Origin of the sequence: Cohnella luojiensis, assembly GCF_004564235.1 — a bacterium.
GTDB classification, from domain to species: Bacteria; Bacillota; Bacilli; order Paenibacillales; family Paenibacillaceae; genus Cohnella; species Cohnella luojiensis.
Map to the genome: position 1 here is coordinate 1 of NZ_SOMN01000026.1, position 14777 is coordinate 14777.

The 14777-nt window shown below is 51.5% G+C and carries 13 protein-coding genes; all 13 read right to left on the bottom strand.

Going from position 1 to position 14777, the window contains the following annotated elements; all coding sequences use genetic code 11:
• Positions 1 to 161 precede the first annotated feature (161 nt).
• The 13 genes from E2980_RS16135 to dapG all read right to left on the bottom strand — a co-directional run bounded on the left by E2980_RS16135 (position 162) and on the right by dapG (position 14710).
• A complete protein-coding gene (locus E2980_RS16135) occupies positions 162 to 1013 on the bottom strand; it encodes a RodZ domain-containing protein (protein ID WP_135153210.1) in 852 nt (283 codons plus the stop codon).
• Between the two features lie 42 nt (positions 1014 to 1055).
• The gene (locus tag E2980_RS16140) at positions 1056 to 1826 is read right to left on the bottom strand and encodes a DUF3388 domain-containing protein (protein ID WP_135153211.1); all 771 of its coding nucleotides are present in this window, start codon (positions 1824 to 1826) and stop codon (positions 1056 to 1058) included.
• A 216-nt stretch (positions 1827 to 2042) separates the two neighbouring features.
• Positions 2043 to 2297 (bottom strand): DUF3243 domain-containing protein, encoded by a 255-nt coding sequence (locus tag E2980_RS16145; protein WP_135153212.1) that lies wholly within the window; start codon positions 2295 to 2297, stop codon positions 2043 to 2045.
• Between the two features lie 70 nt (positions 2298 to 2367).
• Positions 2368 to 3102: an elongation factor P 5-aminopentanone reductase gene (gene ymfI / locus E2980_RS16150; RefSeq protein WP_135153213.1), complete on the bottom strand. Its 735-nt coding sequence runs from the start codon at positions 3100 to 3102 to the stop codon at positions 2368 to 2370.
• Positions 3099 to 4379: an EF-P 5-aminopentanol modification-associated protein YfmH gene (gene yfmH / locus E2980_RS16155; protein ID WP_135153214.1), complete on the bottom strand. Its 1281-nt coding sequence runs from the start codon at positions 4377 to 4379 to the stop codon at positions 3099 to 3101. Before yfmH ends, ymfI begins: the two co-directional genes overlap by 4 nt.
• Before the next feature lie 2 nt (positions 4380 to 4381).
• Complete coding sequence (yfmF, locus tag E2980_RS16160; RefSeq protein ID WP_135153215.1) at positions 4382 to 5662, bottom strand: EF-P 5-aminopentanol modification-associated protein YfmF; 1281 nt, start codon at positions 5660 to 5662, stop codon at positions 4382 to 4384.
• A 180-nt stretch (positions 5663 to 5842) separates the two neighbouring features.
• Positions 5843 to 6601, bottom strand: coding sequence for a spore cortex-lytic enzyme (gene sleB, locus E2980_RS16165; RefSeq protein WP_135153216.1), 759 nt, complete (start codon positions 6599 to 6601; stop codon positions 5843 to 5845).
• Positions 6602 to 6754: 153 nt separating this feature from the next.
• Positions 6755 to 9397 carry an FtsK/SpoIIIE family DNA translocase gene (locus tag E2980_RS16170; protein WP_135153217.1) on the bottom strand — a complete coding sequence of 881 codons (2643 nt, stop codon included), beginning with the start codon at positions 9395 to 9397 and terminating at the stop codon, positions 6755 to 6757.
• Between the two features lie 63 nt (positions 9398 to 9460).
• On the bottom strand, positions 9461 to 9724 hold the full coding sequence (locus E2980_RS16175; protein WP_135153218.1) for a YlzJ-like family protein: 264 nt from the start codon (positions 9722 to 9724) through the stop codon (positions 9461 to 9463).
• Positions 9721 to 10473 carry a ClpP family protease gene (locus tag E2980_RS16180; protein WP_135153219.1) on the bottom strand — a complete coding sequence of 251 codons (753 nt, stop codon included), beginning with the start codon at positions 10471 to 10473 and terminating at the stop codon, positions 9721 to 9723. The genes E2980_RS16175 and E2980_RS16180 overlap by 4 nt, the downstream gene beginning before the upstream one ends.
• Before the next feature lie 120 nt (positions 10474 to 10593).
• Complete coding sequence (locus tag E2980_RS16185; protein WP_135153220.1) at positions 10594 to 12273, bottom strand: ribonuclease J; 1680 nt, start codon at positions 12271 to 12273, stop codon at positions 10594 to 10596.
• Positions 12274 to 12587: 314 nt separating this feature from the next.
• Positions 12588 to 13466: a 4-hydroxy-tetrahydrodipicolinate synthase gene (gene dapA, locus E2980_RS16190; protein ID WP_135153221.1), complete on the bottom strand. Its 879-nt coding sequence runs from the start codon at positions 13464 to 13466 to the stop codon at positions 12588 to 12590.
• A 14-nt stretch (positions 13467 to 13480) separates the two neighbouring features.
• Positions 13481 to 14710, bottom strand: coding sequence for an aspartate kinase (gene dapG / locus E2980_RS16195; protein ID WP_135153222.1), 1230 nt, complete (start codon positions 14708 to 14710; stop codon positions 13481 to 13483).
• Between the last annotated feature and the right edge of the window lie 67 nt (positions 14711 to 14777).

A 14777-nucleotide genomic window follows, 5' to 3' on the forward strand; every position in this document is an offset into this window, starting at 1 on the left:
CTTTGTTTGCTGTACTCTTTTTCCTTGCTTGCACCAAAAAAACAAACGGCACAGGGCTTTTCCCCATGCCGTTTCGGATTCCATTTTTATTCCCTGTCTTGTCTTTGAGTTTAACTTAATGACATTGCCGAGGAGGGCTAAGCTTTTGTTCATCAACATCCTTATTGTACCGAGTCCGGCGCAACCGGAGTGAACAAGTATTTGGTCGATCCCGGCCGGTTACCGTCATCGAAGGTCGCGTCGTCCACGAAGAAAGTGACGTAATCGGTTCGGCCAACATTGACATAAAGAGGAGTCGCCAAGTCAAATGTCAGTGTCTGCGCTTCGGTTACGCTCATGTAATAGAGCTTCTTTCCCGTTTTACCGTTCTCCCGAACCTCGATCCAACATACTCCGGTAATATCAAGCTTCAGCTGATGTCCCGTTCCAGGCGACACATCGTAATAGTTGATGCTGTTGCTAGTTTCCTTGAGGGTTAGCGTAACAGGGCTGATCGAAGGCGTCTCGGTAGGGCTCTCCGTAGGCGTGACGCTAGGAGTTACGCTAACCGAGGGGCTAGGGGTCGACGTCTCCGAAGTGATCGGCGGGTTGGAGTTCAGCTCTTGAGTTCCAGGCTCCTTGTTGTTAGACCAATAAATATATATAACGACGACGATCAGGATGGGAAAGGCCCACATAAGCAGGGATACGGCTACTTTGCCCCATCTGTCGTTATGTTGCACGCTTCTTCTGCTGGATTTGATCCTTGGCTCGGTCTTAACGACCTCCGTGGAGGTTGGCTGAGGCAGTTCCTTGTGATAAAGGCGCAGCACTTCTTCCGCGTCCAAACCAACCGTTTCCGCATACGTTTTTACAAAAGCCCGCACGTAAAAGGAACCGGGCAATACTTTGTAATCGCCGGTCTCAATCGCTTCTAGATATCTCTTTCGAATCTTCGTATATTCTTGAATGTCGTCTAACGTGTATCCACGTTGCTCGCGAGTTTTACGAAGCAGGGCACCCAAATCGGACATGCCTTTCACCTCCCGATGTTCATGGTGTTGGCGGTATGTAATTTAGAACTCATCGTTCAATCCCGCGGTCGTGAAGTTCTCGTACGTGATCTCTTCATCCGGGGTATTGCGCAATTCCACGATGCAATCGAAAACGTCGTAATCGAACTGCGATTCCCTTACGAAAATATCGGGATGCTCGATCACCTTCGTGGAAGGCATGGCCATTATGTCTTGAAGCAAGGAATAATGCTTCTCGTTAGATCGAATCGTGCTGACGATTCCGTCGATGATAAATACATTATTAGGATTCATTTCTTCTTCGGACAGTTGGCTTCTTACGGTCTGACGAAGCAAAGTCGAAGAGACGAATGCCCAGCGCTTGTTCGAACAGACGCTTCCGGCAATGATGGATTCCGTCTTGCCTACTCGCGGCATTCCCCGAAGGCCAATCGTCTGGTTGCCCTCGCGCTTGAATAATTCACCTAGAAAATCAACGAGAAGGCCTAATTCGTCGCGAGTGAACCTGAACGTCTTCCTGTCATCGGAGTCCCGTTCGATATAACGGCCGTGCCGAACAGCCAAGATGTCCGTCAATCTAGGCGGTCGCAACGTATTCACGGTAATATTCTCTACTTTGCGCAGCATCTTGCCGAGAAGCTCGATTTTCTCTTCGTCGTCGGTTTGCAGCAGCATTCCGCGCGTTCTATCTTCTACGCCGTTGATCGTCAGAATGTTGACTTCTAGCATCCCAAGCAATGATGCGATATCGCCGAGCAATCCGGGACGATTTTTATGAATCTTGTACTCCATGTACCATTGTTTGGGTTCCATCTTGCACCTCATTCAAAATAACGATAATAATTCCCATTTATGACTATCGTCAAATGGACGAATTTTTATATTTTATATCATACTTCTCCTTTATTCTACAACGCTCATCATTATCCTGCAAAATAAAACGATTATTAAACCGAAAGTCCTATGTTTATTCGCGCTGATGGACAGAAAAGCCTCCAATTGGAGGCTTTCCCTTGCTATCCACTTGCGTTACTCGTTTTTGCCGGCTAATTTGACCATCAAGCGAGCCATCGTCTTGCGATCGCCTTCGTCGCCTACGTCCCATAATTCCTTGAGCACGCGTTCCTCATCGTTCTTCGGATCAACCTTCTGATCCAGAAACTCGCCGATCTCATACGCAAGCTTAGAGATGGCTTCCTCGTTAATCCCGAGCTTTTTGGCCGCCTCTACCCGATCGCCCAAAAACTTCTTCCATGTATCGAAATTACTGAGTACCGTTGACATTGAGCAGCCTCCTTACGATGATTGGGGTTAAATCTCAACGATAATATGTCCGTAAAAGTACGATTGTATTCTACATATGCCAGCCGCCGTTTATTCCGATTAGCTGTCCGGTTATGTATTCCGCTTCGTCCGAAACAAGAAAGCGTACCAGTTGAGCGATTTCGTTCGCTTGCCCTAGCCGTCCCGCGGGAATCTCCTTGCGCAACTGTTCCAGATCTGCCTGTTCAAGCGATGCAATCATTTCCGTCTCCACGGCTCCCGGACTTACCGAATTTACCGTTACGCCCGAGGAAGCCAATTCCTTAGCTATCGACTTCGTAAAGGCATTCAAGCCGCCTTTGGAAGCAGCATAAGCCGCTTCGCCCGAAGCGCCAGTCTGGCCCCAAATGGACGAGAGAAATACGAAACGTCCCCACCGCTTCCATCTCATCGAAGATGCGAACCAACGGGTCAAATAGTACGCGCCCTTCAGATTCAAGTTCATCAGATCATCCCAGAGCTCTTCATCCGTATCTTCTATTAACCCATAATGTGCCATTCCCGCGCAATGAACGACGATAGCGGGCGTCCATTGCAGCTCGTCTAATTGCTGCTTCAAGCTTAACGCAGACGATCTGGAGCGTAAATCCGCCTGCAATACAATCGCAAGCACTCCATAGCCTCGGCATTGATCCGCAACGGCCTCTGCCTCTTTCCTCGCCGAATGATACTGGATAACGACGTCGGCGCCGTCCGAAGCCAACTGACGGGCTACCGCGGCACCGATGCCGCGGGAACCACCCGTCACAAGAGCTACTCGCTTCATGCCGTCCCGCTCCGCACGATGGAGATCGCCCGCCGATCCGGATTCGCATGCTCTTTGACACGTTCGTTGATTTCTTCAAGAGTCAAGCTTTCGTACACTTCCACTAACGTGAACAAGTCGCCGCCTTTATGCCGGTAACGGGTAAATTCGCTTGCGATCGATTCCGGACTGTTCATCATACGCAGGAAGGCCCCGATTTTTTTGCGGCGCGTCCGCTCGAAAATATCCGAGGAAATTCCGTTCTTGGCAGCTTCGTACAAAGCCTCGCTTACTTGCGTAACCAATTCGTCCGGATCCCTTGTCTCGCCGCCGATAATCGAGAAAGCATAGCCGGGACCTGTATTATACTCTTGCCCGAAGCCGTCGGAGATCAGGTTGTCGTCATACAATTGTTGATATAGCGCCGAACTGGAACCAAGCAACGCCTCTAACATTATTTTACTAGCTAGCTCTTTGCGGACGTCATCTTTATGTTCGTCAGGATCTTCCTTAAATCCGAACAAGCACTTCGGCAACGAAACTGGAAGCTGGAGCTCTCTTTTCTCGTCTTTTACCTTTTCCGGCTCATTTTCAAACAATCGTTTGATTTCTCCGCTCGGCGGGAACGTCTTGTTCGCTTGATTCCGCTTTATCCGCTCCATCGTTTCCTGCGGATCCACTCCTCCGACGACGAAAAACGTCATGTTCGAAGGATGATAGAACGTGTTGTAGCAATCGTAAAGCATTTCTTTCGTTATGGAACGTACGGACTCGGCTGTCCCGGCGATATCGATATGAACCGGATGAGTTTGGTACATCGCCTCGATTAATCCGAAATAGACGCGCCAATCCGGATTGTCCCGGTACATGTCGATTTCCTGCACGATAATTCCCTTTTCTTTTTCCACGTTCTCGTCCGTGAAATAGGGGTTTTGAACGAAGTGCAGAAGCGTATCCAAGTTCGCCTCGATCTCGTCCGTCGCCGTGAATAGGTATACCGTCCTGTCGAAGCTCGTATACGCATTGGCTGAAGCGCCTTGGGAAGCGAATTTGGAGAAAATATCCCCATCGGGCTCCTCGAACATCTTGTGCTCGAGAAAATGCGCGATACCGTCCGGCACTCTAATCGTCTCGCCGCCCGGAGGAGTAAAGTGATTATCAATGGAGCCGAAACGCGTCGTGAACGTCGCATAGGTTTTCGTGAAACCGGGCTTCGGGAGAATAAATACCTCTAGTCCGTTATCCAGCTTCTCATGCCATAACGTCTCTTGAAGCTTCGGGTATGGTTTAGCAGACATGTTCAGCCCTCCTCCTTCCGGTTGCGCAAGAAGTAAATGGTGTCTAATTCAACGCCTTGGGCGACCGCGGTAATTCTCTCAGGCGTTACCGCCTGGATTTCGGCTATAAAGCTTTCTCCCGTGCGCTCTACGCCGGACAATACATTGCTGAAATCAAATGAAATTCTCTCGAAAGCAGAGTCCTGTATCTCGCGCAATTGACCAATAATCATGGCTTGAGTCCTCTGCAAATCCTCCATCGCGAAATCCCCAGCCTTCATCGCTTCGATCTGCTCGCGAATGATCTTAACGGCTCGCTCGTAATTGGCAATTTCAACGCCCGATTGGAGCGTCAGTATGCCCTTATGTCCGTCTAGCCGCGAAGAAGCGTAATACGCTAGGCTTGCCTTTTCCCTAACGTTAATAAAAAGCTTCGAGTGAGGGAAACCGCCGAGTAGTCCGTTATACACTAGCAATGCCGCATATTGCTCGCTGCCATAGGTCGCTCCCGCCCGCAGGCCCATGTTCAGCTTGCCCTGCCCGACGTCCAACTTCTCCACGATGGTTTGGACTTCGCTTCTGGCACCTCTGAGATTTGGCTTCGTATAGGTCGATGGCCGACCACCCGGGAGGTTGAACGATTTTTCAACCAAAGCCTGAACCTCTTCCAGGGAAGTATCGCCCGACACGTACAAATCGAAAGAAGCTTCCTCAAGCCATTTCCGATAAGCTTCATAGAGTGTATCGGCGCTTATCGTTGCAAGTTGGTCTTTCCGGCCGAGAGCTGGCAAACGATAGGGTTCATCCTTGCACATCTCTTCGACGCACCGCTCTGCCGCATAACGGATCTTATCATTGATAATCGCGTCGATTCGCTTGCTTATCGTCGTTTTCTCTGCCTCGACGTATTTGCTTCTAAACTGGTCGCCGTCCAATGCGGGAGCCGTTAGCACTTCGCCGAGGAAAGTCAAAGCTTCCCCGAGCAGCGATTCCGTCACCGAAACGAACCGGTCGTTAATGATATCCAAACGGAATTGAACGATCTGGTGATCGCCTCTTTTGTACAAATCGAATCCGAAGCCCGCGCCGTATAAATCATCCAATCGTTCGCGGAATGAGATCGTTTCCGGATACGAACGGGTCCCCCGTCTGAGAACGAAGGGCGTAAGCGCAACCGGCGTCACCCTATCTTCGGATAATGGAACGCCTGCAAACAATGACAAGGCGAACGTTTTGAAACGTTTGGTTGGCAATACGTGCAGGCGCAGCCTTCCCCATACGCCCCTCTGGAACTGTTCCGACATCCTCTCAAGCCCCTTTGACTAATTTCGCTTCATAAGCGTCCATCGTGACATTTCAGCCCCATTCTAACCGATTGGACGAACAGGAAGCAAATGTTGGAAATGCGATTCTCGTCCGTAAACGCGACAACCAACCGCTGCGCTAGGCGCACTGGTTGGTTGCATAGAGCAATATCGATCGTACTATCTGCAGAAAATATGTTTGCCGATCGTTTTGTACTGCGGACGGGTCCATATCCACTTCGACGTTGCCGTCTCCGGATTAAAGTAATAGGTGCATCCATCGCTCGGATCCCATCCGCTCATCGCGTCTTTAACGGCTTTGATCGCTTTCTCGTTCGGGGTCAGCCAGATCTGCCCATCGGCGACGGCCGTGAATGCTAAAGGTTGAAAAATAACCCCAGTCGGAGTATTCGGAAACTCCGGCGACTTCACGCGATTGATAATAACGGCCGCTACCGCCACCTGTCCTTCGTACGGCTCGCCCCGCGCTTCTCCGAATACGGCGTTGGCCATTATTTTCAGGTCCTTCTCGGTAAAACCAAGATTGTTCGATGCGGGCAGCTTAGCATCGCCTTCAATCGCGTTACCTCCCGGGGTTTGCGGTAATCCCTCAGCCGTCGGCTTCCAGTTCTTCGTCGCTTGCCATAACTTCAGCTTGGTTTTGGCGCCTACGACGCCATCCGACTTCATTCCGAATTTCCATTGGAACCAAGTTACGGCATTTTTAGTGGTGGCGCCGAATTGTCCATCCACTGGGCCGTTATAATACCCAAGCGCTTTTAATCGGCCTTGCAGCTCGTAAATATCCTTTCCCGAGGCTCCCTCCTTGAGAATGGTATTGCTGAACGTTTCCCGGCTTTGGGTCGAGTGCTGTATCGTATAAAGCCCCAGCAAGCCAAATACGACGCATACTGTCAAGATCACTAGACGATAACTCACTAAAGGTCACGCCTTTCCTGTTCCATGTTATGTCTTCGATCGTTAGTATTAGAAAGGTGAAAGGCTCTTATACCCATTTTTATTTGCTTTCTAATTACGCATGAAAGCCCGCGGTCCATTAAAGGACAGCGGGCTTTCATGAAATTCGAATAGCTAGGATGGAATGCGTTGCTGGTATTGCTCCATCGTCATAAGCACCTCGCGCGGTTTGCTTCCCTCGTAAGGACCGACGACACCTTTAGCCTCCATCGAGTCGATGAGTCTAGCTGCGCGCGTGTAGCCTATTCGCATGCGCCTCTGGAGCAGCGATACCGATGCCTGCTTTGCCTCCAGAACGATATGTACGGCTTGATCGAACAGCTCGTCCAATATTTCTTCGGAACCTTCGTTAACGGAATCATCGATCTCCGGGACGAGATCTTCGATGTATTCGACTTCCGCTTGCCCGCGGCAATAAGCAACAACCGATTCCACTTCCCCGTCGGACAGGAAGGCTCCCTGCACGCGGATAGGCTTCGAAGCTCCCATCGGCAGGAATAGCATGTCTCCCCGGCCTAGCAATTTCTCCGCTCCGACCATGTCCAATATCGTCCGAGAATCGACTTGGGAGGATACGCCGAAAGCAATTCGGCTTGGAATGTTGGCTTTGATAACCCCGGTGATAACGTCGACCGACGGCCTCTGCGTCGCGATGATGAGATGGATGCCCGAAGCCCGCGCCATCTGCGCTAAGCGGCAGATCGCGTCTTCTACGTCGCCTGCAGCGACCATCATTAAATCCGCAAGCTCGTCTACGATGACGACGATGTAAGGAAGTACGGCATCGGCATTATCTCCGCTCAGCATTAAGGCATTGTAGCCCTCGATGTTCCTCGTTCCGGATTTGGAGAACTTTTCGTACCTCTTCTCCATTTCCACGACGATTTTCTTCAGGGCTAACGAAGCGCGTCTAGGATCGGTTACAACGGGAGCTAGCAAATGCGGAATGCCGTTGTATACGTTCAGCTCGACCATCTTAGGGTCGATCATCAGAAACTTAACCTCTTGGGGCTTCGCTTTGTATAACAAACTCGTTATGATCCCGTTAATACATACCGATTTCCCCGAGCCGGTCGCACCGGCGACGAGCAGATGCGGCATCCGGGCAAGATTGCCGACGATCGGCTGTCCGGAGATATCCCGGCCGAAGGCGATGGTCAGCTTGGCCGCAGACTCTTGGAAAGGCTGGGTTTCCAGCACTTCCCGAAGCGTTACTACGCTGACTTCATTGTTAGGCACTTCGATGCCGATGGCTGCTTTGCCCGGGATAGGGGCTTCCATCCGAATATCCTTCGCGGCCAGAGCAAGCGCGATATCGTCCGTCAGGCTGACGATACGGCTTACCTTGACGCCGACATCCGGTTGAAGCTCGTAACGGGTCACCGCCGGTCCACGTGCGACATCCAACACCTTAGCTCTAACGCCGAAGCTCTCCAGCGTTGCTTCCAGCTTCCGGGCGATGCTCATGTAGTCCGCAGGATTGCCGGATTTCGCGCCTCCCGAAGGTTTGTCCAGTATATTTACTCCAGGCAAACGGTAGGGCTTCTGGATTTTGCGAACGGGCTTCGGCGGGACGGCCATAGGCGTTACGGAATCCTCATTCAAGTTCAGATCCAACTCCGTATCAACGATATCCGCGTCTATTGCGACAGACAAGTCCGTCTCCATCGCAAGCGGCATAGTTTGTTGCTCAACCTCCGCCTCGTCATCCCACTCGTAGTCCGGATATCCCTGCGCGGTGAAATCCGTAAATCGTGGAGCAAGCGGCTGTTCCTCATCCGGCTCTTCCGATTCATGAATACCGAAATCCAGCGGTCTTTGCGAAGGTGCCGTGCGCTCACCTCGCTGGCTATGCGCATTTGGCGCCGGCGTAGTTGGAGTAGCCTTCCCAGAATAGGGGATCGGCTCCTCATCATCCCAATGCTCCTCTTGGGAAGCATTCGCAACCCTTTCGGGTTTGCCATGGAATAGTTGGAAAAAGAGCGGCGTTTTCCTAGGGCGCGGAATGAGAGAAGGCTCGTCCATTCCGTCGTCTTCGGGCAACGTAGGGATAGCAGCCTCTACAGGAGCTTGCCTATTACCTCGTCCCGAGTTTTTAATCGGAATCGCCTTAACCGACAGCAGTTTGCGACCGGAAGACAAGCGCGCCGCCAACAAGGGCATTACCCTAAGCAGGAACAAACGGACGGTTCTTCCGATTTCAACGTAGGAACGATTCGTTACTAGCATCACCGCAATGGCAATCTCAATTATTAATACGAATTTAGCGCCGTAATATCCAAATAACCAATAGAGGACCGAATACTGGAAAGCACCGACGATTCCACCGCCGACATGATCGATTCCCTCGGTCGAAGGCGTCATCTGCAGCATTTCTCTTAGCTGGATCATAGTCTGGCTGACTATACTGGACGGAGTTAGGGTCATGGTCTCAAGAGCGCCAAATGTATTGTCTATGGCCGTCATAGCACTCCATAATGCCGCGATCAGAGACACAAGAACAAAGCCTGAACGCCTTGCCGTCCAGCCCCTTGGCCAGCTTCTTTTAACCATCACATATAATCCGACCCATATGCATGCTAACGCGATCAAGTAATAATGCTTCCCTAATAGAAAGCCGAACAGCTTGGAAAGCGAGCGTCCGACTGCGGCTTCTCCGGAGATGGCGATAACGGAAATCGTAATGAGCAATATCCCGTAAACCTCATATTTCAAGCTTGCTCCGAACGAGGCCCGCTTCTTTTTGCGCTTGGCCAAATTTGCCACCTCCCGGTTCAACATTATATCACAGTTGAGGGGAGGTTGGCAGGCTTACCTAAGCTACCATGTAAAGTCGGGTAAATCCGATCCTTTCGGCGGTTCGGCTGCGGGATGATAACTGATTAACTGGCCTGGAGCATATTCTGAAAGCAAGTAATAATCCAAAGGGGCCGAAAGGAGCCTCACGATGCGTCCGATGCCGGGAGCGTCCGTGGGGCTGAGCTGCATGAAGACTCCATTAATCGTGACCTCAACGAAGGGACCTGGTTCATTTCGCCACCCGTCAAGCACCAATTCCATAGGCATCGGAGTATAAATCGTCATTCGCTCTTAGCCTCCTCGGGACCGCTCTCCTTACGAACCTTGATGCGACGATTAAGTTCACGCAACGCTTCCCCAAGCGCTCCTACCGCATCTATCAAGCCATACTTAACAGCGTCGCCGCCAATAACCGTCGTTCCGATATCCCTTGTCAATTCACCAGTCTTGAACATGAGTTGTTTGAACATATCTTCAGTGATCCGCGAGTGCCGAATTACGAATCGGGTAACTCTTTCCTGCATTTTCTCCAAGTACTCGAAGGTCTGAGGAACACCGATGACAAGCCCGCTCATCCGAATCGGGTGTATGGTCATCGTTGCCGTTTCCGCGATCAGGGAATAATCGGCCGACACCGCGATCGGAACGCCGATGGAGTGGCCTCCTCCCAGCACGAGCGTTACCGTCGGTTTCGTCATGGAAGCGATCATCTCGGCGATGGCAAGCCCTGCTTCCACGTCTCCTCCGACCGTATTCAGCACGATCAACAGCCCTTCTATTTTCGGGCTCTGCTCGGCCGCGATCAGCTGCGGAATGACGTGCTCGTATTTCGTTGTTTTATTTTGAGGAGGCAACATCAGATGACCTTCGATTTGTCCGATGATGGTAAGACAGAAGATATTGCTCTCGCCCGTCGGAACGGATGTCTGACCCAGCTGTACGATCGTTTCCGTTACTGCGGCTATCTTGCGTCCTTCTTCGGATGGGGCCTCCGGCTGTTCCGCGGTTTCCCCGGGTTTACCTTTTTCGCTCATGTGTCGGACCTCCTACGTTTTGTGCGGCTTGACATAGTATGGGCGTTCGCGCAAAAAAAAACCGTCCTCCTGCCGCTTTAGCGGTGGAGAACGGTTTTAGGTGAGTGTGGGTTAGTCTTTCTACACTTCCATGATGATCGGCAAGATCATCGGTCTTCTTCTCGTTTGTTCGTATAAGAACCGTCCGAGCGCGTCTTTGACGTTCGTCTTGAGCGACGCCCATTCGTTAACGTTCTCGTTCATCAGCTTATGCAAGGTGCTCGTCACGATGCGATTAGCTTCTTCGAGCAAACCTTCGGACTCGCGAACGTACACGAAGCCGCGGGAGATAATATCCGGTCCGGACATGATCGTACCGTCTTGCTTGCTTAGCGTGACGACGACAACCAGAATTCCGTCTTGGGACAACAATTTGCGATCGCGGAGAACGATATTGCCTACGTCTCCTACGCCTAGACCGTCGATCAGAACGTTGCCGGCAGGAATTTTACCTGCTTTGCGAGCTGATCCGTTCTGAATCTCGACCGTATCGCCGTTGTCCAACAGAAAGATATTCTCCTTCGGAATGCCAACGGATTCGCCGAGCATGCCATGATGGCGGAGCATCCGGTATTCCCCGTGAATCGGGATGAAATATTCCGGGCGCATCAGGTTCAGCATAAGCTTAAGCTCTTCTTGGCTGCCATGTCCCGATACGTGAACTCCGGAGACGGAGCCGGGACCATAAATGACGCTTGCGCCTAAGCGCATGAGCTCATCCACAGTTCTTCCGACGTACCGTTCGTTGCCCGGAATCGGGGTTGCCGCGATAATAACGGTATCCCCCGGTAAAATGTCAACCTTCCGGTGAGTGGAGCGGGCCATCCTTGTAAGCGCCGACATCGGTTCGCCTTGACTACCGGTCGATAGGATAACTACGCGATCCGCAGGAAGCTTGTTTACTTCTTCAGGCTCGATCAGCATCCCTTCCGGAATGTTCAGATAGCCCAGCTCGGAAGCGATGCTCACCACGTTCACCATGCTTCTGCCGATAACCGTCATCTTGCGGCGAGTCTCGGCGGCGGCATTGATGACCTGCTGAATACGATGAACGTTCGAAGCGAACGTAGCAACGACGACGCGCTGCTTCGCGCTGCGGAATAACGATTCGAACTCCTTGCCGATGTTGCTCTCGGACGGCGTATAACCCGCGCGTTCCGCGTTAGTGCTATCGGAAAGCAAGGCCAATACGCCGCGGCTGCCGATTTCCGCCATCTTCTGCAGATCTGCGAACTGGTCATTGACCGGAGTATGGTCGAACTTAAAGTCGCCCGTATGAACGACTAGGCCTTCCGGCGTTTCCAAGCATACGCCGACGGAATCGGGAATACTGTGGTTCGTACGGAAAAAGGTCGCTTTGATCGTACCCAAAGTCAGTTCGGAATCCTCGTTGATCAAATGCCGTTTCGTATCCCCCAGCAAACCTGCTTCCTTCAGCTTGTTTTCCACTAAGCCTAGCGTAAGCTTCGTTCCGTAAATCGGTACGTTAAGTTGCTTCAAGACGTACGGCAGACCGCCAATATGGTCCTCGTGTCCATGCGTAAGCAGAATGGCGCGCACTTTCTCGCGATTCTCCATCAAGTAGGAAATATCCGGGATGACGACGTCGATTCCGAGCATCTCTTCCTCCGGGAACTTCAATCCAGCATCTACGACCACGATGTCGTTTCCATACTGAATGCAATACATGTTTTTGCCGATCTCGCCAACGCCGCCGAGCGCGAAGATCAGTAATTTATCTTGGCTGTTTTTCTTTGACACTTCTAGTACCTCCTAGATCCATTCGACGCACCCGATCGATATGAAATTTTCAATTTGCTAAAATATTAGCCGCACCCAATCACTCTCAATCATTATACATGAAGCAATTCAGGAAATACAAGATCGACGATATTATCTTTCCCTGCCGAGTATACCGGATTCGCTACCCGCCAATGACAGTATTCTTATGTATCGAACGATCAGATGAGCCTAGGTGCGCCCGCACCCCTACCCATCTCATCGCGCGAAAAACCGACGCCCGGAGGACGTCGGTTTGCGCATGCGAAGGACTGAGCGACCGACGGACTCCTCGATTAGTTATCAAGCAGGTTTTGCAGGAAAGCAGCCTCATTATCGTCCATGGGAACCAAAGGCAGGCGAACTCCGCCTACCGGGAAGCCGCGTAAAGCAAGCGCATGCTTAACGGCAACAGGATTCGGAACGGGATGCGGGCAATTAAACAATCCGTTGAAAATAGGATAGCATTCCTCGTTGATTTTCTTCGCGTCATTCACTCGGCCTTCTAGGTAGGCTTCGATCAACTGCTTCATCCTTGCGCCGATAATATGGCTCGCGACGCTGATGATTCCGTAACCGCCGACGGACAGCGTAGGGAGCGTAATCGCGTCGTCTCCGCTGTATAGTATGAAGCCCTCCGGAGCGCCGCTTACGATCTCGGTCATTTGCCCTAAGGAAGCGCATTCCTTGGTCGCTACGATGTTAGGCAGTTGGGCCAACCGCAACGTCGTTTCCGAAGAAATGCTAACGACCGTCCGGGATGGAACGTTATACAGGATAACCGGCAGCGATGTCGCTTCCGAGATCGTGCGGAAATGCTGATATATCCCTTCCTGGGAAGGTTTATTGTAATAAGGAGCAACGAGCAGAATGCCGTCAACTCCTGTTTGCTCGGCTTTTATCGTCAATTGCACGGAGTGCGCCGTTTCGTTGCTTCCCGTACCGGCTATGATTTTACAGCGTCCTGCCGCATGCTTGACTGCGAAACGGAACAACTCTACCTTCTCTTCATCCGATAAGGTCGGAGATTCTCCGGTCGTCCCGGAAATAACCAAGCTATCGGTTTTCTGCTCGTCGATTAAATAATCGATCAAGCGGCCCGTCGTTTCCCAATCGATATTCAATTGCTCGTCAAAAGGAGTTACCATTGCCGTAATCAATCGACCGAAACTCATTACCTTTTCCTCCTCTATGTTTTGTCTGGAGTAAGATGCAATCCGAAAGCCTTATGCAAAGCTTGCAGAGCTTCAGCTAAATTTTCTTCGGAAATAAGCACCCATATCGTCGTATTCGAGTCCGCTGACTGCAGGATCGGAATCCCGGTATTCGTCAATGCTTCCACGATGACCGCCATAACTCCCGGCTCCCCGTTCATTCCGCCGCCGATAACGGACACCTTAGCGCATCCTTTGCGTATCTTCGGTTCAAACCCTAATCCCTGAAGCAATTGCACGGCATTGGGAGTATCGTTTTCCGAAACCGTATAATGAACGCCCGTAGGCATTACATTAATAAAATCAACGCTGATCCCGTGCGAAGCCATCGCGCGGAAGATGCGCAGCTGCAAATCCGCAGGGCCGTTGTGATTTATGACGGCCAATTGCGTCACGCTTCGCACGTGGGCGAGTCCCGTGACGGTCTTGTCGAACCAGATTCCTTGGCTCCTAAGCTCCCTCGCGTGGGTAACCAATGTTCCTTCGCTATCCGAGAAAGTGGATCGCACGCGAACCGGAATACCGGCCTTCATCGCGATTTCTACCGCTCTTGGATGAATCACCTTGGCTCCATTTTGCGCCATGTTGCAAATTTCCTCATAGCTGACCGCCGATAAAGGCCTCGCATCGCTAACCCACCGGGGATCCGCGGTTAAGATTCCGTCTACGTCCGTATAAATATCGACAATATTCGCATTTAACGCGGCACCTAGAGCCGTTGCGGAGGTATCGCTGCCGCCTCGCCCCAAAGTTGTCATTTCCCCGTCGGTTGTCATTCCTTGGAACCCTGTGACAATGACGACACGTCCATCCGATAAATGCTTGAGCATTCGATCCGTCTTGATTTCCATAATCCGAGCGGAGCCGAAGCGATCATCCGTGACTATGCCTGCCTGTCCTCCCGTTAACGATACCGCAGGGATGCCTTCTGCGTTGAGCAGACTGCAGAGGACCGAGGCAGAGATAAGCTCTCCGCAGGAAAGCAGCAAGTCCCTCTCCCGGGAAGGGATGGCATTGCCGTTGCCGCGGATAAGCTCCAAGAGAGAGTCGGTTGCATAGGGATCGCCGCTTCTTCCCATCGCCGATACAACCACGACAAGGCTTCGGCCGGCTTCATGCTCCCGGATAATATGACGGAGGACGTGGCGCCGACTTTGCTCGTCGGACAGCGACGTCCCGCCGAATTTTTGTACGATCAGTTCCATCTCGTTTCCTCCGCTCTAGATAGTTGTGATAATTGAGTGGAAAGAAATGAAAGGATGTCTGCCGAAA